The organism is Alteromonas sp. HB246098 (genome assembly GCF_054890645.1).
In genome coordinates, this window is record NZ_JBTZUG010000004.1 from 161,144 (window position 1) to 179,964 (window position 18,821).

At 45.8% G+C, this 18,821-nt stretch carries 19 protein-coding genes; 4 read left to right on the forward strand and 15 right to left on the reverse strand.

All coding sequences use genetic code 11. From position 1 onward, the window contains the following. Positions 1-87 precede the first annotated feature (87 nt). The 3 genes from ACYTPF_RS10665 to nudE form a co-directional block, all read right to left on the reverse strand. Positions 88-672, reverse strand: coding sequence for a YceI family protein (locus tag ACYTPF_RS10665; protein ID WP_179985013.1), 585 nt, complete (start codon positions 670-672; stop codon positions 88-90). A gap of 127 nt (positions 673-799) precedes the next feature. Continuing rightward, positions 800-1,645, reverse strand: a complete 846-nt coding sequence (gene cysQ, locus ACYTPF_RS10670; protein ID WP_461852193.1) for a 3'(2'),5'-bisphosphate nucleotidase CysQ — start codon at positions 1,643-1,645, stop codon at positions 800-802. Between the two features lie 3 nt (positions 1,646-1,648). Continuing rightward, positions 1,649-2,212 carry an ADP compounds hydrolase NudE gene (gene nudE / locus ACYTPF_RS10675; protein WP_269917920.1) on the reverse strand — a complete coding sequence of 188 codons (564 nt, stop codon included), beginning with the start codon at positions 2,210-2,212 and terminating at the stop codon, positions 1,649-1,651. A 71-nt stretch (positions 2,213-2,283) separates the two neighbouring features. Here nudE and yrfG point away from each other — a divergent pair, with 71 nt between their 5' ends. The 4 genes from yrfG to ACYTPF_RS10695 all read left to right on the forward strand — a co-directional run bounded on the left by yrfG (position 2,284) and on the right by ACYTPF_RS10695 (position 6,515). Next, positions 2,284-2,997 (forward strand): GMP/IMP nucleotidase, encoded by a 714-nt coding sequence (yrfG, locus tag ACYTPF_RS10680; RefSeq protein ID WP_461852194.1) that lies wholly within the window; start codon positions 2,284-2,286, stop codon positions 2,995-2,997. 13 nt (positions 2,998-3,010) lie between these two features. Then, positions 3,011-3,556: an inosine/xanthosine triphosphatase gene (gene yjjX, locus ACYTPF_RS10685; RefSeq protein WP_179985009.1), complete on the forward strand. Its 546-nt coding sequence runs from the start codon at positions 3,011-3,013 to the stop codon at positions 3,554-3,556. A 280-nt stretch (positions 3,557-3,836) separates the two neighbouring features. Further along, positions 3,837-5,225, forward strand: coding sequence for an NAD-dependent succinate-semialdehyde dehydrogenase (locus ACYTPF_RS10690; RefSeq protein WP_461852195.1), 1,389 nt, complete (start codon positions 3,837-3,839; stop codon positions 5,223-5,225). Positions 5,226-5,477: 252 nt separating this feature from the next. Then, on the forward strand, positions 5,478-6,515 hold the full coding sequence (locus ACYTPF_RS10695) for an MBL fold metallo-hydrolase (RefSeq protein ID WP_461852196.1): 1,038 nt from the start codon (positions 5,478-5,480) through the stop codon (positions 6,513-6,515). A gap of 277 nt (positions 6,516-6,792) precedes the next feature. On the opposite strand, the gene ACYTPF_RS10700 is transcribed toward ACYTPF_RS10695, so the two are convergent. The 12 genes from ACYTPF_RS10700 to gspD all read right to left on the reverse strand — a co-directional run bounded on the left by ACYTPF_RS10700 (position 6,793) and on the right by gspD (position 18,796). Beyond that, entirely contained in the window at positions 6,793-8,226 is a 1,434-nt protein-coding gene (locus ACYTPF_RS10700) for a YdgA family protein (protein WP_461852197.1), read from the reverse strand. Positions 8,227-8,313: 87 nt separating this feature from the next. Further along, on the reverse strand, positions 8,314-9,069 hold the full coding sequence (locus ACYTPF_RS10705; RefSeq protein WP_179985005.1) for a type II secretion system protein N: 756 nt from the start codon (positions 9,067-9,069) through the stop codon (positions 8,314-8,316). Continuing rightward, entirely contained in the window at positions 9,066-9,545 is a 480-nt protein-coding gene (gspM, locus tag ACYTPF_RS10710) for a type II secretion system protein GspM (RefSeq protein ID WP_179985004.1), read from the reverse strand. The genes ACYTPF_RS10705 and gspM overlap by 4 nt, the downstream gene beginning before the upstream one ends. After that, positions 9,542-10,741 carry a type II secretion system protein GspL gene (gene gspL, locus ACYTPF_RS10715; RefSeq protein ID WP_461852198.1) on the reverse strand — a complete coding sequence of 400 codons (1,200 nt, stop codon included), beginning with the start codon at positions 10,739-10,741 and terminating at the stop codon, positions 9,542-9,544. The genes gspM and gspL overlap by 4 nt, the downstream gene beginning before the upstream one ends. Further along, positions 10,741-11,751, reverse strand: a complete 1,011-nt coding sequence (gspK, locus tag ACYTPF_RS10720) for a type II secretion system minor pseudopilin GspK (protein WP_461852199.1) — start codon at positions 11,749-11,751, stop codon at positions 10,741-10,743. Before gspK ends, gspL begins: the two co-directional genes overlap by 1 nt. 59 nt (positions 11,752-11,810) lie before the next feature. Beyond that, positions 11,811-12,437: a type II secretion system minor pseudopilin GspJ gene (gene gspJ / locus ACYTPF_RS10725; RefSeq protein WP_461852200.1), complete on the reverse strand. Its 627-nt coding sequence runs from the start codon at positions 12,435-12,437 to the stop codon at positions 11,811-11,813. A gap of 1 nt (position 12,438) precedes the next feature. Continuing rightward, on the reverse strand, positions 12,439-12,867 hold the full coding sequence (gspI, locus tag ACYTPF_RS10730) for a type II secretion system minor pseudopilin GspI (RefSeq protein ID WP_461852201.1): 429 nt from the start codon (positions 12,865-12,867) through the stop codon (positions 12,439-12,441). A gap of 26 nt (positions 12,868-12,893) precedes the next feature. Then, positions 12,894-13,520 carry a type II secretion system minor pseudopilin GspH gene (gspH, locus tag ACYTPF_RS10735; RefSeq protein ID WP_179984999.1) on the reverse strand — a complete coding sequence of 209 codons (627 nt, stop codon included), beginning with the start codon at positions 13,518-13,520 and terminating at the stop codon, positions 12,894-12,896. A gap of 5 nt (positions 13,521-13,525) precedes the next feature. Continuing rightward, positions 13,526-13,963, reverse strand: coding sequence for a type II secretion system major pseudopilin GspG (gspG, locus tag ACYTPF_RS10740; RefSeq protein WP_012520130.1), 438 nt, complete (start codon positions 13,961-13,963; stop codon positions 13,526-13,528). Further along, positions 13,963-15,189 (reverse strand): type II secretion system inner membrane protein GspF, encoded by a 1,227-nt coding sequence (gene gspF, locus ACYTPF_RS10745; RefSeq protein WP_179984998.1) that lies wholly within the window; start codon positions 15,187-15,189, stop codon positions 13,963-13,965. Before gspF ends, gspG begins: the two co-directional genes overlap by 1 nt. Further along, positions 15,190-16,749, reverse strand: coding sequence for a type II secretion system ATPase GspE (gspE, locus tag ACYTPF_RS10750; RefSeq protein WP_461852202.1), 1,560 nt, complete (start codon positions 16,747-16,749; stop codon positions 15,190-15,192). Position 16,750: 1 nt separating this feature from the next. Further along, positions 16,751-18,796 carry a type II secretion system secretin GspD gene (gene gspD, locus ACYTPF_RS10755; RefSeq protein WP_179984997.1) on the reverse strand — a complete coding sequence of 682 codons (2,046 nt, stop codon included), beginning with the start codon at positions 18,794-18,796 and terminating at the stop codon, positions 16,751-16,753. Positions 18,797-18,821 lie beyond the last annotated feature (25 nt).

An 18,821-nucleotide genomic window follows, 5' to 3' on the forward strand; every position in this document is an offset into this window, starting at 1 on the left:
ACCGCACGTTTCGTGCGGTTTTTTAATGCTTCTTATTTTCTTACCACCGCCTAGCGCTTATCGATAGACGCTAGCAATAGCAGTATTCTATTGCGTAAAGGTAACGGAAAACGTAACTGGGACTGTCGTTGTTATGCTCTTCAGCCCTGCAATTTTTTGTAGTGCAGCTACGCCTTCAGCAAGGCCGAAAGACTCTGCTTTAATAAGTGTAGGAGCAGTAGTAGATACAGTTAGCGTATCGTCGTCTACTTTACTCGCCTTAACAGAAAATGATGTAGGAACGGCCTTTCCATGTAACATCAAAATGCCATCTACTTTTCCGTTAACGACTTGGCCCGCTTTCAGGCTCATCATCGACTCAGGTAAATCGGCTTCAAACTTAGCTTGTGCATATTTGCTCACGTTAAAAAGCATCTCTTGCATTCGCTGATTGCGAATATCAATAGCTGTATTAACTGACGATAAGTCTACCGCCACAGAGAGCTTGCCGCTATCAGACAGGGTACCGTCAAAGCTATCAAACTTATGTACTTCAGTGACCTGTGCATTCTTAGTTGATAAAAAATGTAGCGCACTTGTCTCGCCGTCTATTGACCAGTCGGCTGCGGCAGGGAATGCTAGCCCACATGCGAGCAATGCTGCAGATAACGTGCGAATACGTGTAGTCATCATAGGTTACTCCTTTTACTTTTTGGTTCCATCTGGCTTGATTTAACCAATACCAGAGTAATGTGGCCCAGCAACATTACTACGCTATTATACGTAGGTTTATTGCACTGCGCTAAGTAAATAATACGCGCTAGTGCTGATGTGGGTTTACGAAGTCATCATACTGGACTACGTCTTGCCATGGCACCCTTTGATCGCCCATTACCACAAAATCTGGGTTTTCCAGCGAATGGCGCTGATTATAAGTAAGTGGCTCGAAGTTGGCCGCGGCGATGCTCCCGCCAGCTTCAGAAACAATGCATTGAGATGCGCCTGTGTCCCATTCACCTGTGATACCAATGCGCATGAATACATCAGCTTTGCCTTCGGCAATAAAGCATGCTTTCAGTGAGCAGCTGCCCAGTGGAAGGGTTTGGTATACGCGCTTAGCGCACATTCTGCTGAGTACTTTCTCTCTTGACTGGCGACGGCTAATTGCAATCATCACCACGCTATTTTTAGGGTCGTCTAGCTTGCGTACGCCAATTGGGTGATCGCCATCAGGTGATGACTTAAACGCGCCTTTACCTTTTTGCGCATAATACAACGATTGCCCTGGAGGCCAGAAAATAACGCCGATAGTTGGCTCATTGTTCTCTATTAGGGCAATATTGACCGCAAAGTCTCCGCTTCTGGCAATAAATTCTTGGGTGCCGTCGATGGGGTCGATTAACCAGTATCGAGACCAATGCTTTCGCTCTTCTAAACTTGCGTGTTTATTTTCTTCTGAGAGGATTGGGATATCAGGCGTTGCAGCTTGTAAGCGCTTGTTGATGATATCGTTTGCTAGGTAATCTGCACTGGTAACAGGAGAGTCGTCGTCTTTTTGATAAGCGTCAAACTCACCTTTATCGTATACCTCTAGTACGGCTTGACCCGCTTCAATGGCAATTTCTTTCGCAAGTTCTAGTAAGTCGGCATGGGCGTCATCGGGCATTGTTTATTGTTCCTTAAACCACTTTTGAGCTAAAAACAGCGCGGCTATACAGCGTGCTTCAACAAAGTCTTCTCTTGCAAGTAAAGCATCTGCTTCATTTAAAGGCCAGTGAATCACCTCAAGAGGTTCAGGTTCGTCGCCTTCAAGTTGCTTTGGGTACAAGTCGCGAGCCAAAACAATGGTCATATTGGCGTTAAAGAAAGTGGGTGCCATACTGACCTTATGGAGCTCTATAAGATCGTTCGCTGCAAAGCCAGCCTCTTCTTGAAGCTCGCGATTAGCGGCCTCAATAGCTGTTTCGCCAGGGTCTATTAGGCCTTTTGGAAAGCCTAGTTGATACGAATGTGTGCCGGCTGCATATTCACGAATTAACACCATGGTATTTTCATCAAGCATAGGCACTATCATTACCGCGCCTCGGTTTCCGCCTGCCATCCGTTCAAATTCACGGGTAGCGCCGTTCGAAAACTCAAGGTCTAAGCGTTCTACCCTAAAGAGTTTGCTTTGCGCAACGATTTCACGAGAATGAATGTGTGGTAACGGTTTGTTCGGATCAATTTTTGGCATGTCTCTCGCTACAACTTTGTTATCATACTTGTATACAATTTCTTAGCTTACTTCATTATAAGGAAAATCGCTTGCCCTTTCTGCCCTGGAATGAAATAGAAACTGTACTGCTAGATATGGACGGTACTTTGCTGGATCTTCATTATGACAACCAGTTCTGGCTGCACCATTTACCCAAACGGTTAGCTCAGATAAAAGGTATTTCTGAGGCCGAGAGTCAAAAGGAAATGAGCGCGCGTTATGAGTCAGTATTTGGGCAAATTCAGTGGTACTGCTTAGACTACTGGGCTGAAACTCTAGCACTGGACTTAGAAAATGAGTTTATGCCGCTGAAACGAGAGTTGGCGCACTTACTATCCCTTCGCGACGATACCATTCCCTTCCTTGATGCACTTCACGACTCAGGTAGGCAGGTAGTGTTAGTAACCAATGCGCATCCAAACAGTCTGGCACTTAAAATAGAGCATACCCAACTTGATGCGCATATCGACAACCTTATTTCTACCCACGAATTTGGCGTTACCAAAGAGTCTCAGCTTTTATGGGAGCGACTACAAAAGAGAGTGCAATTTGATAATAGCCGCACCTTATTTGTCGATGACTCACTGCCTATTTTGAAAGCGGCACAGACGTACGGTATTAAACACTTACTTGCTGTAGACAACCCTGATAGTACCTTGCCAAATCGCAATATTAGCGAATTTCCAGCAGTGCGCGATTACCGTTTAATGCTAGAAGATATTAAGCGTAACCCAGTGGGTGATGCTGCAAAAGGACGTTTTTAAAGGACGAAAGCAAATGGTTTCTGACACAATTTTTGTAGGGTCGCTGAATCCGGTAAAAATAAATGCTGCGCTCAATACACTTTCTGACACACTAGAGCACGACTTCGACGCCCAGGGCATGTCTGTGCCAAGCGGCGTGCCCGAACAGCCCATGAACGAGGATGAAACGCGCTTAGGTGCTATTAATCGAGTGAAGGCCATGCTAGCTCATCATCAGGGCGGCCTTACAGACGCATGGTATGTGGCAATTGAAGGTGGTGTGGATGTATTTGAAGATGGCCCTGCAACCTTTGCTTATGTGGCGATTTACCATGAAGGTCACTGGTCGGTAACACGAAGTGCGAGTTTACCCCTTCCAGTGAGCGTGTATCAGGCGCTACAGCGTGGCGAAGAGCTTGGGCCGGTTATGGACAAGCTTTTTGATACGGTAAATATTAAGCAAAAAGGCGGTGCTATAGGGTTACTGACTCTAAATCATGCTTCGCGTCAAAGTGTTTACGAAGTTGCGTTGACCCTTGCTATGGCGAAGTTTCATTTTCCAGACTTATATACCGACTAGTCAGGCCAAGTTTCCTCTCACTAAATTAGCCATTACCAAATACAGCATATCGGCCCTCAAACAAATGTTACCTCTTGAGGGCCGCCTTTCTTTTTCTGAAGTGTTCGCTCTGAAATCTTTACTGCGATAAGTAATCTTTTCTAATTCCAGTTTTATTCTCAGACTCCATCTTTGCTGTTAATTTTATCTATGTTTTTGAATATATTGCGAAAAAAAGTTTTTTGCAATTTGGCTTTCTAGTTGCACCTTCATTTTAACAAACGGATTAAGGAGAGTGACAATGAGTGAGACAATTAATACCTACAACCCTGCTACAGGTGAAAAGATCGATCATTATCATTTGATGTCAGCTGAAGACGCCGAACAAGCGGTAACACGTTCTCAAGAAGCATATTTGAACTGGCGCCGTACGTCATTTGAAACTCGCGCAGATTTATTTAATAACCTTGCAGATTTAATGGAAGAGCGCATTGACGACCTTGCCAGCCTAATGACCCGAGAAATGGGAAAAGTGACGGCGCAGGGTAAGCAAGAAGTGCAGCTGTGTGCTCAAATCTGTCGCTATACTGCTGAGCATGGCGCATCCTTTTTAGAAGACGAACACCGTATCTTTGAAGGTGGTCGTGCGATTATTACCTATCAACCTATTGGCGTTATTCTGGGCATTCAGCCTTGGAATTTCCCTCTTTATCAGGTTATACGCTACAGCGTATCGAATATCATGGCAGGTAATACGACAGTACTAAAACACGCTAAAAACGTGTTTGGTATGGCACAAGCCATTCAGCAGATGTACGAAGATGCTGGTTTCCCGAAAAACGTATATCAGTCGTTATTAATTGATGGCGGTACGGCAAGCGACTTAATCAAACATAAATACGTACGTGGCGTTACTTTTACCGGCAGTGACGAAGTAGGTAAACAAGTTGCGAAAGAAGCTGCAAGTTTATCGAAGAAAACCGTGATGGAGCTTGGTAGTAATGATGCCTTCTTGGTACTTGAAGATGCCGATATCGATCATGCGGTAGAAATGTGTATTCAAGGCCGTGTTATCAATAATGGTGAAACTTGTGTAGCGGCTAAGCGCTTCGTAATCGTCGATAGCGTTTATGATGAGTTCAGAGACAAATTCGTAGCGCAGTGTAAGAAGCTTAAAGTGGGTGATCCAACGGATGAAAACACTGATCTTGGCCCTATGGCTAGAGAAGACTTACGAGATGAACTTCATGAGCAGGTGAAAAACTCAGTAGAAGCTGGAGCGAAACTTACCCTAGGCGGTGAAATTCCAGAATCTGACGGCTACTTTTACCCAGTAACTATACTTGAAGATGTTTCATCTGGCATGCCAGCCTATGATGATGAGTTATTTGGCCCTGTTGCGTCATTAATTCGAGCTCGCGATGACAAGCAGGCGATGGAAGTCGCAAACGATTCGCGCTATGGCTTAGGCGGCGGTATCTTTAGTACTGATACTGATAAAGCGGTTGCCTTAGCAAAAGATGAATTTGATACTGGTATGGTAAATATCAATGGGTATTCTTTAGCACAACCGAACCTACCCTTTGGCGGTGTGAAAGACAGTGGTTATGGTCGAGAGCACGGTGGTTATGGTATGCGTGAATTCGTAAATATCAAAACCATTATGGTAGCGGAAAACTCTGCCGAATAAATATTAGTTGTTTGATATTGCTAAACGAAAGCGGGTACATCTAATGTGCCCGCTTTTTTATTTGCTTTCGCTTTTAGCCTTTACTCATCTTGCCTTCATCCCTCTGTTCATTGAACAATTTTACGCAGGTATCAGGTCTTTTACTGTGATATGAATGTATAAATTACTAGGAAACGACATAAGGCGATGGCGATGAAGGTCTTACATAGACAGATAAGCGGTGCTGATTTAAGCGTTAGGAATAGGAAACACATGAAGCTTGAGAAGTGCGAGAAACGGCGTAATAAAGCGCATGCTCTCTCGTTAACCATGTTGGTAACGGCTTCCATTTTATCGATTTCTTCTGTGGCGCAGGCATCGTCTACATCGTTACATCAGACCCCACCTAAACAGGAGAAACTAGCAAGCAAAGAGAGTGAAAACACGGCCTCAATGGCTTGTGACAAAGTCTCAGTGCAGGTGTTAGGGTCGGGCGGACCTGAATTGGATGATGGAAGGACCTCTAGCGCTTACTTGGTCTGGGTAGATAACAAAGCCCGCGTGTTGGTAGATGCTGGCAGCGGCAGCAGTGTTCAGTTCGGCGCCGCTGGCGCGTCATTTGAAACCCTTGATGTGATTCTACTTTCTCACTTACATACCGATCATTCAGCGGATTTACCCAGCTTCGTAAAAGGTGGTTATTTCACTAATCGCGAGAAAAATTTATGGGTAATGGGGCCAGACGGTAACGAAACTATGCCCTCCACTAACGCCTACGTATCATCGTTAATAGGCGAGGAAGGTGCGTTTAGATATCTGTCTTCTTACACTATCGAAGGTCAAGACGATTACACAATATCGACGAAAAGCGTTGCAAACGCCACACTAGAGAAACCCTTTGAATACGCAGTGAATAATGACATTAGCGTTGAAGCTATGTCGGTAAATCACGGGCCTATACCAACACTTGCGTGGAAAGTTAAGGCTAACGGGTGTGAAGCGGTATTTTCTGGTGATACTAATGATAAAGAGGGAAACCTATCGCGCTTTGCTAAAAACGCTGACATTTTAGTGCTGCATAACGCAATTGACGATAACGCGGGGCGCGTTGCGAAGAATCTGCATATGACACCAACACAAATTATCGATATTGCCGAGCAGTCTAAAGCAAAACGCATCGTGCTATCTCATATTATGAAACGCAGCGAATCGGGCTTAGACGCGCTTACCGAGGCCATTTCAGTCGTAGCTGAAGGGCGTGTATATGCTGCTCAAGAATTGATGAATATCGAACTGCTTGATGACAACTAGCCGCAGTTTTAGGTCAAAAACTTAGCTATGGTAGTTTGTAGCAAGGGGCTTGGGTTTTACGGGTATAAAGTTAAGTAGAATGGGGTTATCAAAAAATGCAGAGCGTTTGGGCTCTGCATTTTTAATTTGGGGATGTTTTATTCAAACTAAGTCAGTCAATGCTTAGCGCAAATAGCGCTTTGTGTTAACCGTACTTTTTACCGTACTTTTTACCGTACTTTCAACCGTACTTTCAACCGTATTTAGCTTTCAAGTATTTTAAATACTGTTCTACTCGTTACTGAGGCGCAAAAGGCAGTGGAATAGGCGTGCCGTTAACGCTGGCTTTGCCGTCTTTAAGCTCCAGTTTTGTCTCGTAACCCTTCTCGGTTTCTTTTATCAAGCCTTGCTGAGCAAAGGTGCTTAACATCATAGGAGTTTGCTGCTCTACTGCTGCTTCGAGTTCTTCTGCTGACATGCTTTGCGCTTGTGGTGTCGCCATCAATTGACCCATCATATAACCAGACGCTACGCTTTGCGCAAAGGCCTTATCAGCAACTATTTGGGCGTCGGCCATGAGGTGTGTTACCCAATAGGCCACATCTTCCATAGTACCCGGTAGCGCATCAATGCCTACTAGCTTAGTATTCGCATGGGCAGTAAACGAGCCTTCAGGTAACGTCGCTTTAAGCGTCGTAATGTTAAGTTCAGGTTCGGCTTTCAGTTGTGGAAGTAAGTTAGCTTCGACAAACTCCATCATTTTAGCGGGTACTTCTTCAGGAGGGATCATCAAAGATGTGTTGCTAAAGTCTTGATAAGCCTTGATGAAGTCTACGTCTAAGTTGTTTAGGGCAACGCCTAACACCATATCAGAGGCTTCAAGTTCAGGCCCCTCTACCTTATCAATGGCGTATTCTACGTACACATTGGCGGTGTTGTTGTCTTTATCAATGTTAGTGTCTGTAATCAGTGCAATATTTTCTAGCTGCACCGTAGCGCCCGCTTCAAGGCCAGATACTTCCATGGTTTCGACGAGCGCTTCAATTTTAGATTCAAACAATTCGCCCTTGAAAGCTTCCATCATGCTGCCGTCATAGGTTACATCCATAGATAAATTAGCCATTTTCATTGAAAACTCATCGGCGTTAATACTTAGCGACTCGCCCGAGGACGTATATAAGGTTTGCCCGCCATCAGGCTTCGCTTCACCCGTATAACCGGAAAATAGCAGGGTAAAGCCTTCTTCCTCATTAGTAGCGCTAAGGGCGGGAATTACATCTTTATAACTTAGGCCGCCTAATAGACCAACCACGCCTTCATTGTGATAGATGGACTGTTGCCCATCCCATTGAACGTACTCTCTTAATTCATCGCCATCAATCGACACTGTATAATGAACGCGCCCTAATCCAACGCCGTCACCAAAATACACAGGACCGTGATGAGCGACCAAAGTAGCGGTAATGTTAGGGTTTTCGTCTAAAGGCATTTCTACTGCGTCAACATTTTGCGCATTGAAAAGCGCTTGAAAGTCTATAGCAAGTTTGATTTCTGCTTTTGTTGAGAACCAGCCTTTGTCGTATGAAAGGACTTCGGCTGAATATACAGCCTGTTCGTTAAATCCGTTTACTGCAGCGTTAACGTTATCTTCAACGCTAGAACCGATAAAATAAGGGGCAATACCAAGCGCAACTAAAGTCACGCCAGCGCCAGCTAAAAGAGGTTTGTTCATTGTACAATCCTTTGTTGAGTGTGTTTCCTAGTGGCCCTGATTTAAAAATTCAGGGCGCGCTCTGTGTTAAAAATTCTGCTTTGCTCGTTAAAGCTTTATTGGGATATACCCGCTGCTATTAGGCGCGCCAAACAAGCGAGCCGCTTGGTGTACTTCGTTGGGCAAGCTATCGTCTGGTTTAAATTTACCGCTAACGCGGATATTTTTCATATTGGTAGGGATAACCGCGTCCATGGATAAGCTTAACAAGTTAGGCTCGCTTACCATGATGCCAATATCTTTTCCTTCGCAACGAAGTTTCGCTGAGTAAGTACCGAAATCAATGGGCCCTTGGGTTCCCGCAACCGTCGCGTTTAACCAATCTCCTGTACCATCTAGCGACTCGCACGCAGGGCCGAATGTTAAATCATTTAACGAGACTTTAAAGCGTCCGCCTGCATTAACAGGTAAGGGTAGACGAACTTGTGCAAGTACTCTATCTACAGGCAGGTAGAGCGTAAAGTTCTCGGTATTGATTGTATCTTGACTGAAAAGCCCTGTGGTAACAGGCCCTTCAAACGCGATGTCGTTTTTATCGCGAATATTACCTGCTTTTAGGTCTAGCTTAACCTTACCTAATAACATGTGAAGTGGGCTGAGTTCCCACTTCAGGTTGTTAACCGGCAAGCCGTTCACCACTAGGGTCTGTGCTTTACCAGAAAATAAAGTGCCACTTACTCCGCTTACCGAGACATTATTCGGTAGTGTTACACGACCAATAACCTGCACTGCGGGCATATAAGCAATAGCAAACAATAGGAAGGCAAGAATTCCGCCTATGATCCAACTAACTTTCGACTTCATGCTTTACCTAACTGTAGTCGGCGAATTTTGATATAGCCTGGCGCATCCGCTTCAGCTATATCGGCTTGAAGAATAACTACGCCCATGTTTTCCATGGCTTTAAGCCATTCTAGCACCGCATTAAATGGCGCTTGGTCTACCCATACCTGCAGTTCATCACCTTGAGGCTGCATACGGGAAATAGCAATATCATGCTGGGCAGTGGTTCGGTTCACCGCTTGCGGTAACGACCCTGAAAACGCCCGTTTGTTACCCGTGCTACGACGTAACTGTTGAGCGCGTGCACCGCTGTCTTTTACCCAAACTAGAAGCGACTGCTGGTTATCAAGCAGTTGTTTTTGTTTATCTAGCGCAGCATTTAGTGGCGACCATACTGCAAAATAAAACAGTGCTATCACTACCATCACTGCAGAAATGAGCACTAATTTTTGTTCCCGTTCAGTGAGGGCTTTGTATTTTTCTAAAAGCGCGTTCACAACGTACTCCTTACTGAAACTGTACCCACAACGCCGTTGTCACGATTATTAATCGCACCCTGTTCAACCACAAAACCCGCGTTTTCAGCGCTGCGTTTAAACTGTTCTAAAGCTTCAAAGTTTTTGCCCTGCGCCTGAATACGAATTTCTGTGCGGGTAGCGTCAAAGCGCAATGTTTGTGGCTTAACGTCGGTGGCTGAAAAAGCCGGTGCGAGCTGATCTAACATAATAAGCATGGAAGCATCCCCACCGCCCTGCTCTAACTTGGCAAGCTCACTTTGTAGCTTTAACCGTACGTTGCGATAGGTACCAATGTTGGGAAAGCCGGCTTTAACTGCGCTACTTATTTCACTGCTAAGTGCTTGGTTTTGCGACTTTAGCTGATAAAGAGTAACGCCTTTATCTACTAAGCTGGTACACAGTGCAAGTACAGCGAGTACAGCGGCTACACGCCACTGACTTAGCACGCCGCTGCGCTTACGTTTAATCTTGTACTCACCTTGGCACAAGTTAAAGCTGCTTTGCATGGCCTCTTTAGCCAATACTTGCATGGGCAATTCAAGTGGGGCCTGTGCTTCTTCAATATTTGGCAGACTGCTTAAATCGATACCTGCGTAGTTTGTGATAGTTACCGGCGCTTCTTGCTGCGCAGTGAAGTGCACTAATGTAGGAAGCAACCAGGTTTGTTCACCTTGAACCCCTTTAAATTCGTCCTGGCGAACCAGTAGTTGCTCCCCTAAGGTCAGTACCGACCAGCCGTTTTCGGTTACTGGAACCGCTAGAACGTCAGGAATAATGGTGTCGCAAAATAACTCTGCTTCGCTTAGCCAGGCTTGCCACTGCTCCATTTTTTCATGGCTAACCACAGCGACAGCTTGTTTGTTCCCGCGCTTAGGGCCAATGGCGAAAAACTGCTGGCTAATGTCGGTAGCCAATTCGTCTTCTAGCATAAATGGAATAGCTGAGATAATTTTACGCCCAGCTTTAGGCGGTAGCTCTACCCATTTAAGCAGTATCTCGCTGCTTGGTGCTAGAGCGATAACGCTTCGCTGACCAGCGCGCTCAGTGAGCGTAGATAAGTCTTCTGCACTAGGTAATTCGCCAGAAGCAATGATCTCGTCTTCAGATTTTGAATAAACGAGCCAGCTTATCGGGTCTGTGTAGTTGGCGCCTAAACGCACCAATAATTGTTCCATTAATAGGTTCCCCCAAACTCGCGATTCACAATGCTAACGCCACTATCGGCGCTTGCATGAAACACGGTGGAAAGCTTAAAGGTTGCTTTGTTGTATTGTGTTTTTGTATGCAACATGAAATATTCAGTTTTAACTGAAAACCAATCTTGTCGAGAGCTTGTTAGGTTAAGCGCTTGAATAGACGGCTCATTTAAAAATGCATCCGTATCATCCCACCCGTTTTGCGGGCGGCTGCTGAGTAAACTCGCAGCTTGCTGAAGATCAAGTCCCGTTAGGCCTGCTAGTAATGGTGCATCTTCTTCTTCTAACGTATTAACGTTTATTTTCAATTCACTGTAATCTGGGATCACGCAAACCAAAGGCATTAAATCGTCTAGCCACGCAGGCGATGCTCCGTTAATAATACGCAATTCGCTTTTCGATGCCAGTGGTCCGTTGGCTGCAAGATATGGAAACTCTCTTGACTCATACTCGCTGTCTTCTGCGCCATAGGGGCGCATGCTGTCATCTTCATCAACCCAGTCTGCTAAGCTGTCGCGCAGTGTATCGGCGGTAAAATTGTCTAACCCGTCAACGTTTAGCGATAGCAGCATGGTGTGAAAAGCTTCCATAGCTTCGGTGGTATTGCTTGAGGCACTGTTTGCGTTATTCGAAGCACTACCCGATGCTATTGCGTTAAGATTAAAGCAAGCTTGAAGGTCTTCCAAATTAGCCGTTAAACCACCGTTTTCTAACGGATAGCTAAATTCTTGTGCCCAAGGTTGGTCAATAGAAATAGTATCTGGGCTTTCCTCTATCAGCGACTGAATTGACTTACGTGCAAAAGCTTCGGCGCCCATGGCGTACCAATAAGCCTGATTATTGTCTTTTAAATTCATGGTGCGCTGCACTTGTAGCTGCAATCGCGTACCCATTTCTGTAGCCAGCACGGCCACTAATGCCACAATCATAAGTACAATCATAAGTGCCACACCCTTTTGTTTAGCTGGTGGGCTAGACAGCTGGGGCATACACGTCTTAGTCTTGGCGCGCGTATGTTTTTTTAAAAGGCGTCTTCTTGTGTTTGGCATTATGATGATTCACCCGTAGTTAAGGTGAATTCCCTTCGAATTTTGCCAAAGTCTTTACTTACAAACTCTATGGCGACAGCCCGCGGTAACGCCGTGCCTTTGTAGCTTTCACTCCACGAGATATCTTCGTCATCATCTAACGAACTGCTGTTCGAGGTGGCGAGAAACTCTATTTTTAAACTTTCTATGTCTTCTAGCAGCACTCGTACTTTCGGCTCGTAGCCAATAACATTATCTACGTAATTACTGTAAAGTCGCTCAAGCTTGTTCTCTTGAAGCCTGTAGGCAACAAACTGCAAAGTACTTCTTGGCAGCATTAATTGCGGGTTGTGCCAACCGCCTCTTACAAAACCAATACCGTCATCATTGCTGTCGTCGGTTTCTCCACCTGCCATGACCACATCTTGCTTTTCTCCGTTTACACGAGAAGCGCGAGGCACAGCTTGTTGAAGATCTCGTTCAATCGTGATCATGGCCCGCTGTAGCAATTGGAGCTTAGCAAAACGCTCTTCAGAAATATCATTGCTGTCGATAACTGTGGTAAGTAAGCCCGTTGATGCCAGCCCGATGAGGGTAAATATGGCCATGGCAATCAGTATTTCTATAAGCGTAAATCCGCGCTGCATACTAGTTCCCCGCCGTTGGCTTAGCCACAAAAGTGGTAACCGATGTCACTGAGCTTTCGTAGCTTTCATCTTCGCCTACCGAAACGGTAACTGCACGTAAGTCGTTATCGTTGGTTTTCGCGACGGTTTGTTGCCAGTACCAAGTGCGGTCAGCCATCTCCATGGTGCCTTTTAAATTATTTTTGGGCGGCCAGGTGGTATCAAGCTGAAGCTGGTTAAGGCGGTTGCTTGCCACCCAATTGGCAAAAGTAACAGACTCTATTTGGCCGACGCTAGATAAGTGCTCGCCAGCGGCTTTAAGCACTGCGGTGCCAGTTAGTGCGAAAATAAGCAGTGCCACCATAACTTCGAGTAGGGTTAAACCACGTTGGTTATGGGGGTGGTTAAACGTGCTGCTTTTACCAGAAGAATTTACAGAGCTTGTTCTCATACAAGGTGCTTTTGGAGTGGGCGCGTTCATAATGGACGCTCCAGGGGCCCTTCAAGCACTAAAGGCGGTAAGTCTTGGTTTTGCAAGCTGTAATAGACAGGGTCGTCGCCGTCATCGCCCTCATAATTAAACGATAGGGTAAAAGGTGTTATTTCGCCGCTCGACATAATCAACACTTGAGGCGGAGGCAGCTTTTTCTCTTCTTCGTTACCTATTTCAACGCCTTCGTCAGAAACACTTAAATTCTCGTCGAACAGCTCCCTGTCAAAGAGCCTGTCTTCAACATCCCACGGGAGGTCATCTAAATTTAAAGTGAAGGTAAAAGGTTCGGGTAACGTGTAGGGCTCGTAGGTTTTTTCCCCTTCAATACGCTGCCACTCATCATCGTCGTCTAGGTAAACGAAGTAGTATTCGTTTTTTTCGGCTTCAAAGCGTACGCCCAGCTGCTGTTGATTTAACACCGCAAAATCGCTGGCCATATCAATAATCACCTGCAGGCGTTGGGCTTGGGTTTTTAATAGGTCTGACTTACTTGCTCCGAAGGCGTTAAACATAACGTAACCCGCCGCCAAGCCCATAAGCAGCAGTACCAGCATGACTTCTAATAAGGTAAAGCCTGCTTTATAAGCCGATGTACTGCCGCGGTAGCGCATATAGGTTAGTTCAAGTATTCGTTGATGTTCCAGTTACCAATGTCGTCATCAGTACCCGGCTCACCGTCTGGACCATTAGAGAAGATATCCACCACACCAAGCTCTCCTGGACTAATTAACGCATATGGATTGCCCCATGGGTCTTCAGGTAGACGCTTAATAAAGCCGCCTTCTGGGTAGTTGCGTGGGATTGGGTCGATAGTCGGCGCTGTTACTAGCGCGTCCAGACCTTGTTCAGTGGTAGGGAAGCGGTTGTTGCGTAACTTGTACATTTCCAGCGCACTTTCCATTTGCTGAATGTCTACCGCGGCCTTTTTAAGCTGTGCTTCTTCTTGATTACCCAAAATTTGTGGTGCAACCATTGAGGCCATAATACCGATGATTAGAAGTACGACCATGACTTCAATCAAACTGAAACCAGAACTGCGATTAAGTGTTTTCATTAAATATTCACCATGTTGTTCAATGCTAAAATTGGTTGCAATATTGCCATAACGATAAACAGGACAATACCTGCCATAGATACAATAAGTAAGGGTTCAAATACCTTAAGTGAGACACCAATAAGCGCTTCAAATTCCCTATCTTGATTATCTGCGGCGCGAGCTAGCATTTGCTGTAGCTCACCCGATTTTTCACCTGACGCAATCATGTGCATCATCATTGGTGGAAACATTTTCGTGTTATCTAGCGCGGCGCGCAAGCTGGAGCCTTCTTTAACGTTGACTGCCGCATCGGCTACTTGATTTTTAATATGCTGGTTTTCCAGTACATCGCCTGAAATACGCATAGCTTCAAGTAGTGGCACTGCACTGGCACTTAATATACTTAAGGTACGAGCAAATCGGGCCGTATTTAAGCCTCTAGAAACTTTGCCTATTAAAGGCAGGGTTAAAAGTGCTCTGTGATAGCGCAGCTTCATGTGCTTTTGCTGCAGTACGCGCTGAATAATAACAATAAGTACGCCTATGCCAATTAGCATAAATAAACCGTAGTTCTGAAGCCATGTACTTACAGAAATAAGAAACTGTGTGATGCCCGGCAGGTCTTGCCCCATGTGGTCAAACTGGCCAACAATTTTTGGCACTACCACGGTTAAAAGCAATAAGACGATACCCATTGCAAAGAACAGCATTAACGATGGGTAAATCATCGCTTGAGTAATTTGGCTGCGGGTTTGCTGCCTGCGCTCTGTGTAGTCGGCCAATCGGTTAAGCACGGTATCAAGGTGCCCTGATTTTTCACCTGCTGCGACCATCGCGCGGTATAGCTCATCAAAAACGCTGGGAAACTGTGCAAGCGCGTCTGCAAGACCGTGACCTTCTACCACTTTACTACGTACCGCCATCATCATGTTCTTCTGACGGGGTTTTTCACACTGTTCGGCGACGGCGAGTAGTGCTTCTTCAACAGGAAGTGCTGATTCTACAAGCGTTGCCATTTGGCGTGTAAGAAGCGCTAGATCCGAGGCTGAAATACGTGGTTTAAACAGTGAAAAAGAAAGTCCTTTGCCTTCGTTTTGTGACCGCTCTGCAACTTGCTCCACTTCTAACGGGATTAAGCCTTTTTCACGCAGCTGTTGGCGTACCTGACGTGCGTTATCGCCTTCAAGTACCCCGTTTGTATTTTTACCGCGGGCATTAACCGCTTTATAAGCGAATGCCGCCATTTAGTCTTCCCTCGTTACTCGAAGCACTTCTTCAAGAGAAGTTTCTCCAGCTAGCACCTTGCCGCAGCCGTCTTCACGGATGCTTGGGGTCGAGGTTCTGATATAACGCTCAATGGCTTGTTCGCCGACACCTTCGTGCATCATTTCACGTACTTTTTCATCAACTAACAACAGCTCGTGAATGCCGGTACGGCCACGGTAACCAGTTTGATTACACGCTGCGCAGCCGTGCGGCTTATAGATGGTGGTGTCGCTCGTCGCACTCTGCCCTAGTACTTCAAGCTCAGAAGCGTCTGGCGCATGGGGCTTTTTGCAATCCGGGCAAAGGGTACGTACCAGTCGCTGTGAAAGTACGGCCAATAAGCTCGACGACAGCAAAAATGGCTCAATACCCATGTCTTCTAAACGGGTAATGGCGCCTGCTGCAGTATTGGTATGCAGTGTGGACAGTACCAAGTGACCGGTTAAACTGGCTTGAACGGCAATTTGCGCGGTTTCGATGTCGCGAATCTCACCTACCATGACTACATCAGGGTCTTGACGCAAAATAGCGCGAAGCCCGCGGGCAAAGGTCATATCAACGCGGGGGTTCACCTGTGTTTGACCGATACCTGGAAGATCAAATTCGATAGGGTCTTCAACCGTTAAAATGTTTCTGTCTCGCGAGTTTATTTCAGTTAACCCGGCGTACAGCGTGGTACTTTTACCAGAGCCTGTTGGGCCGGTAACCAAAATAATGCCGTGGGGCTTTCTGATAAGAGAAGAAAAATGGTTTCGGTTTTGAAGCGTCATGCCCAAATCTTCTAGATTCAGGCGAGCATTGTTTTTATCAAGTAAACGCAGCACCACACGCTCGCCATGACTCGATGGCATAGTAGAAACACGAACATCTACAGCGCGACCAGCAATGCGGAGCGTAATACGACCATCCTGAGGCACACGTTTTTCGGCGATGTCTAACTTCGCCATAACTTTAATACGCGATACCAACATGGATGAAAGCTTGCGATTAGGACGCAAAATTTCGCGCAATACGCCATCTACGCGAAAACGAACAACAAGCTGGTTTTCAAAGGTTTCTATGTGAATATCCGAGGCACCCTCTTTTATCGCTTCGCCTAACATGGCGTTGATAAGCTTGATGATAGGTGCATCATCTTCACTGTCTAACAGGTCTTCAGTGTCAGGCAAGTCTTCGGCAAGGGCGAACAAATCGCTTTCATTGCCAAGGTCTTCCATTAGCTGTTTAGCTGCAGAGCTATCACGCTGAAACGCACTCGTTAATAGGTTTTCAAACTCGTCAGCAGGGATAGTTTTAGGTACAAACGGTTCCCCATAAAAGCGCCTAACTTCGGCAAATACGTCAAATGGCGTATTCTCTGTAAAATACAGTACAGCTGGTGTCTCGTTGGTTTCAAGCAGCACCTGATTGCGCTTTGCAAAACTAAACGATAACTGCTTGGGGCCAGCCTCTTCTTCGGGTAAGCCGGCCTCTTCACCCATGGCTTCTAGAGCTTCTTCTTGCGCCTCTAGTGCTTGAGTAAGTTGTTCATCCGCCATACTACTCGTTACCTTCTTTTTGCTTCTCTTTCTCTGAAAGGTACTCTTCAAATGAAGGTGGTAGGGCTAGTGCATCGTTCCACTCAGGCATGCTTGGCGTTTCAGCCGATGGCATTAAAGATACGCCCTCTTGCTGACGCTTAAGCTGTAGCGCTCGAATATAGTTGTATTTACGGTGACTGATTGAATTCATAGTAGCGCCATCACGCACAATCGTAGGTTTTAAAAATACCATTAGATTACGCTTACGCTTGCTGGTCGACGTTGTTTTGAAAAGGTGACCAAGAATAGGGATGTCGCCTAAAAGTGGCACTTTAGACACACTTTCTTGTACGTCTTCATCAATCAATCCACCTAGTACGATAGTGCCGCCATCATCAACGATTACTGTAGTTTTAATTTCACGCTTGTTAATCGAGATATCTACTGAGGTAGCGCCGCTTACACTCGACACTTCTTGTTCAATAAGTAATTGAACTGCATCGCCTTCGTTAATTTGCGGCGTTACTTTAAGTTTGATACCCACTTCTTGACGGTCGACCGTTTGGAACGGGTTAGAGTTGTTCGCGCCCGTTGTAGTACCGGTAATAATGGGTACTTCCTGACCTACAATGAAAAAGGCTTCTTCATTGTCCATGGTAGTTAGGTGAGGTGTGGCAAGAATATTAGAGTTGGTATCAGTGCTTACTGCTTGAACGACAGCACCCCAGCCATTTTCGATAACACCGGCAATCAATCCATTAGCACCACCTAAAAGGCTTGCTAGTGAAGTATAGTCGCCTTCATCGGTGGTAGTCACAGTTACCACTTCACCGTCGTCGGTAACATAGGCTTCAGTGTCTGTATCGTCTTCTGCTTGCTTAAGGGCTACGGCTAATGAACCTACAGGTACTACACCGTTGCTAAATTGCGTGCCGCCACCTTGTTCTGAAACCCATTGTACACCTAGCGTTGTGCCATCACCTTCAAACACTTCTACGATAATAGCTTCAACTTGTACCTGCGCACGGCGAATATCTAGCTGTCGTACCACTTCCTCAAGCGAGCGCATCATATCCGGCTCGGCGGTAATTACGATGGCGTTAGAGTCTTCGTGTGCATCAATGCTGATTTCGCGGTTTGAACTCGCTCTGCGTGACGTAGTGCCACTGCCTTGCTCTTCTGCTTGAATACTGGCCGATACGCCTTGAAGCACCTTAACTAAATCTTCTGCTTTCGCGTAGTTAAGGAACAATACGCGAGTGTTGCCGTTAGACTCAAGCTCTTGATCCATGCGCTGAATAAGGTTTATAAGACGCTGACGTGCTTTAACATCGCCACTTACGATAACGGAGTTGGTTCTATCGTCAGCTACTACACGAGGCTCAGACTTTGCGCCAGTATTCGCTTTGCCTTGCGACTTATTAATGCTTTCGATAATTCGCACCATTTCAGATGCTGACGCATAACGAAGTTTTACGATTTCGACTTCTTCATCGCCCGCGCGGTCTACGCGTTCAATAATTTCCACAAGACGATTCACTACCGCAGCGCGGCCTGTCAGCATCATAACGTTTGATGGGTCGTGACTTACCACGTTACCGCCACCTGCTTGGTCATTAAGCTGTCGTAAAATAGGCGCAAGTTCACGTACTGGCACGTTGTATACTGGCACTACGCGGGTAATAAACTCGTCGCCGTCTTGTTGTGCGCCTTCCACTACTGGAATATTTGAGGTTTTCGCGTCTTTAGAGCGTACAACTTTTAAAATACCGCTTGGCATCTCAACTACAGCAAAGTCGTAAACTTGGAGTACATTTAGGAAAAACTGATAGTACTGATCTTCATTAAGCATGTCGTAACTGCGTACGCTAATTTTGCCGCGTACGTTTGGGTCGACAATAATGGTGCGCTCAAGATTTTTGCCAACAATATTAATGAATTCATTGATGTCAGTATCTTTGAAATTAGGCATGTATTCAGCGGCAGTGACCGAGAAACACAGAAGCGCCGTACACATAGCTGTGCCTAAGCGAGATAATAGTTTATGGCTAGTGCGCCTTTTCATTCTAACTTCCTTCATTTCCTAACAT

What these genes read in the sequence shown, in the direction of transcription:
- gspI (WP_461852201.1), bottom strand. Translation starts at nt 12,867, where the DNA reads ATGAGAACAAGCTCTGTAAATTCTTCTGGTAAAAGCAGCACGTTTAAC.
- ACYTPF_RS10700 (WP_461852197.1), bottom strand. Translation starts at nt 8,226, where the DNA reads ATGAACAAACCTCTTTTAGCTGGCGCTGGCGTGACTTTAGTTGCGCTT.
- gspF (WP_179984998.1), bottom strand. Translation starts at nt 15,189, where the DNA reads ATGGCGGCATTCGCTTATAAAGCGGTTAATGCCCGCGGTAAAAATACA.
- cysQ (WP_461852193.1), bottom strand. Translation starts at nt 1,645, where the DNA reads ATGCCCGATGACGCCCATGCCGACTTACTAGAACTTGCGAAAGAAATT.
- gspL (WP_461852198.1), bottom strand. Translation starts at nt 10,741, where the DNA reads ATGGAACAATTATTGGTGCGTTTAGGCGCCAACTACACAGACCCGATA.
- gspD (WP_179984997.1), bottom strand. Translation starts at nt 18,796, where the DNA reads ATGAAAAGGCGCACTAGCCATAAACTATTATCTCGCTTAGGCACAGCT.
- nudE (WP_269917920.1), bottom strand. Translation starts at nt 2,212, where the DNA reads ATGCCAAAAATTGATCCGAACAAACCGTTACCACACATTCATTCTCGT.
- gspK (WP_461852199.1), bottom strand. Translation starts at nt 11,751, where the DNA reads ATGCCCCAGCTGTCTAGCCCACCAGCTAAACAAAAGGGTGTGGCACTT.
- yjjX (WP_179985009.1), top strand. Translation starts at nt 3,011, where the DNA reads ATGGTTTCTGACACAATTTTTGTAGGGTCGCTGAATCCGGTAAAAATA.
- ACYTPF_RS10695 (WP_461852196.1), top strand. Translation starts at nt 5,478, where the DNA reads ATGAAGCTTGAGAAGTGCGAGAAACGGCGTAATAAAGCGCATGCTCTC.
- gspJ (WP_461852200.1), bottom strand. Translation starts at nt 12,437, where the DNA reads ATGCAGCGCGGATTTACGCTTATAGAAATACTGATTGCCATGGCCATA.
- gspG (WP_012520130.1), bottom strand. Translation starts at nt 13,963, where the DNA reads ATGAAAACACTTAATCGCAGTTCTGGTTTCAGTTTGATTGAAGTCATG.
- ACYTPF_RS10705 (WP_179985005.1), bottom strand. Translation starts at nt 9,069, where the DNA reads ATGAAGTCGAAAGTTAGTTGGATCATAGGCGGAATTCTTGCCTTCCTA.
- gspE (WP_461852202.1), bottom strand. Translation starts at nt 16,749, where the DNA reads ATGGCGGATGAACAACTTACTCAAGCACTAGAGGCGCAAGAAGAAGCT.
- ACYTPF_RS10690 (WP_461852195.1), top strand. Translation starts at nt 3,837, where the DNA reads ATGAGTGAGACAATTAATACCTACAACCCTGCTACAGGTGAAAAGATC.
- gspH (WP_179984999.1), bottom strand. Translation starts at nt 13,520, where the DNA reads ATGCGCTACCGCGGCAGTACATCGGCTTATAAAGCAGGCTTTACCTTA.
- ACYTPF_RS10665 (WP_179985013.1), bottom strand. Translation starts at nt 672, where the DNA reads ATGATGACTACACGTATTCGCACGTTATCTGCAGCATTGCTCGCATGT.